The sequence below is a fragment of the Bacillus sp. JJ1474 genome, from assembly GCF_036965225.1.
Taxonomy (GTDB): Bacteria; Bacillota; Bacilli; order Bacillales; family Cytobacillaceae; genus Cytobacillus.
Window position 1 is genome coordinate 10519 of the sequence record NZ_JBALPC010000125.1, and the last position, 2427, is coordinate 12945.

The window sequence follows — 2427 nt, forward strand, 5'->3', positions numbered from 1 at the left end:
ATGCTTGTCGGGGCTGAACGAGCCGCTTCCGCATTTCGATTTTACCAAGTTTTAAATGGTGGTGAACCTGGTGGTGCATTAACAATCATATCTGTTAGTGGTAAAACATATGCCATAGCAATAACTATTAACATTACAACAATCCAAACTCCCCAACGTTCAGTCATATATGGAGTTCTAGCCTCTCCATCTTCCACTTCAGCAATAGGGAATTCTGTTTCTCCCTTTGGTGCAAAGAACATTAAATTAAATACTGCATACACCTGAATAATTACTGCGATCATTAGGAGTGTTGCACCAATTCCAATCATCATCATATATGGATCCCAGCCTAATGTTGTTGAAAAGTCACCATACGTTGTAAAGGAAGTTCTTCGCGGTGAACCAAACAATCCAACTGTGTGCATGGATCCGGACATAATTATCATACCAATTGTCCAAATAATCGTTTGAATAACACCTAATTTATTCATTTGCGGTGTTAATACTCGTTTTGATAAATGTGGAATTAACCAATAACTAATGCCAAAGAATGTCATTACTACGGACATACCTAATGTTAAATGGAAGTGACCGACAATCCACATTGTATTATGAACAACCTGGTCTAATTGGTTCGTACTTTGTACAATACCGCCTGCTCCAGCTGGTGCAAATGCAGCCATTGCGATAAATGGTGATAGGAAACGAACATCGCCCCATGGTAATTTTTTAAACCAGCCTAAAAGTCCTTTTCCGCCTTTTCTTCTTCCAGTACGTTCAAATACCGCAAACATTGCGTACGCAGTCATTAATGAAGGGAATCCAATTGCTAAACTCATAAACACGTGCATGAATTTTACTGGTACTGAAATACCCGGGTCAATAATTTGATGGTGGAATCCACCAGTAATATTCATAATAACTAATGCAATAACAACAACTCGAGTTAAATAGTCATTAAAGCGTGTGCCCCCAATAACTTTTGGCACTATGACGTACCATGCAGACACAGCTGTCAAATACCAAATATTTACTGCCGTATGTCCAAAAGCCCAAAATAGAGTACGGGCAACCATAACATTGATTGTATCCACCCAGCCAAGCGACCATGGAATAATCATAAATAGTACTTCAACCGCAACAAAAGCAGTTGCTCCGACTAGTAATACAAATACACCAGTAGCAAAGAAAGCAAGAATTGGAAGATGTTGTCCCTTGTGATTCTTTCTCCAATTCGCTATATTAATAAATGCTCCAGCTGAAAGCATCCAAACACCTAGTACAATGAACACTAAACCAAAGTAAAATACTGGGTGAGCTGCCATTGGCGGATAGAATGTATACATAACAGATGCTTCATTCATTAAGATTGGAATTACTACTAATACAAAACCGAATATCTTCATCCAAAAACCTATCCAAGCCATTTTTCTAACTTTTGGAAGAAGACCGCCTAATGTATGTGAAAGTCCTGCATAAAAATAACCAATTGTAAAGAAAGCTGACATCACAACAACTAGTAGTAAGCCGTGTGCGGTTAATACTTGATAATAATTAGCCCATGATGGCAGCTCCAGAAGACCAGCACGGTTTAATCCTTGCAATAACCCTAACAATCCGCCAAGAAGTAATGCTATAAATGCAACAGATAAATATGATTTCGATATTTTTGCATCCTCTAAATTTACACCAAGCACTTTATTTGCTTGATCTTTAAATGCTGTTGATTTTCCCTTTTGCTGTAAAACCGTTTCCACTGAACTTCCCCCCTTTATTTAACTGTAATGGTAGTACTCATTAACTGGTGGCCAGCACCACAGTATTCATTACAAAGCACTAAATAATCACCCGGTTTGTCAAACTTTTGCGTAATTTTTGAAATATGACCAGGCATTACCATCGTATTAATATTTGTATTTGCTACTTGGAATCCGTGCACAACATCTTTAGAAGTCATTGTGAAATGTACGGTTGATCCAGCAGGCACTTCAATATTACTTGGAGTAAAACTAAATATTTGCAAAGTCATAACCACTTCATATTCATTTTCACCAATTTTTTTAATTCCTGGCTGATCAAATGGTGCTGTTTGGTCTACCTTTTGCGGGTCGATTGTTTCCTTATGACTTGGTGGTGCCATCCCTAAGGCAAATCCTTGATAACCAGTAATAAGCATGAATATCATTATCATTCCAAAGCTTAATGTCAGCCATATTTTTTCTCCACGATGCATCATTTTCCCCCCCTAAACTCTACCCATATATAAACCGAATAGTACAAAATAAGTAATCAGAATAACTGCCCCGACTAAGGTTACGGATAAGCCTGTTCCTTTTTGTGATTCCTCTTCTACCTTTAATTTACTTTCTTGTTTTGTAGCTCCCATCTGAACCCAACCTCCTTTTGTTCTTTATACTTACATAATAATTGCGAAAGGTTCTCATT

Annotated in this window: 3 protein-coding genes; all 3 read right to left on the minus strand. The window is 37.7% G+C overall.

The annotated features are described in order from the left end of the window. Positions 1 to 41: 41 nt before the first annotated feature. Genes V7164_RS15980 through V7164_RS15990 form a run of 3 tightly spaced genes read right to left on the minus strand, consistent with a single transcriptional unit; the run spans position 42 to position 2368 of the window. Positions 42 to 1739 carry a cbb3-type cytochrome c oxidase subunit I gene (locus V7164_RS15980; RefSeq protein WP_335348043.1) on the minus strand — a complete coding sequence of 566 codons (1698 nt, stop codon included), beginning with the start codon at positions 1737 to 1739 and terminating at the stop codon, positions 42 to 44. 14 nt (positions 1740 to 1753) lie between these two features. Then, a complete protein-coding gene (locus tag V7164_RS15985) occupies positions 1754 to 2218 on the minus strand; it encodes a cytochrome c oxidase subunit II (RefSeq protein WP_335348044.1) in 465 nt (154 codons plus the stop codon). A gap of 9 nt (positions 2219 to 2227) precedes the next feature. Then, on the minus strand, positions 2228 to 2368 hold the full coding sequence (locus V7164_RS15990; protein ID WP_335348045.1) for a hypothetical protein: 141 nt from the start codon (positions 2366 to 2368) through the stop codon (positions 2228 to 2230). Positions 2369 to 2427 lie beyond the last annotated feature (59 nt).

Bases quoted from the DNA above. Each gene is read 5' to 3' on its own strand.
- V7164_RS15985 (WP_335348044.1), bottom strand. From the start codon at position 2,218: ATGATGCATCGTGGAGAAAAAATATGGCTGACATTAAGCTTTGGAATG.
- V7164_RS15990 (WP_335348045.1), bottom strand. From the start codon at position 2,368: ATGGGAGCTACAAAACAAGAAAGTAAATTAAAGGTAGAAGAGGAATCA.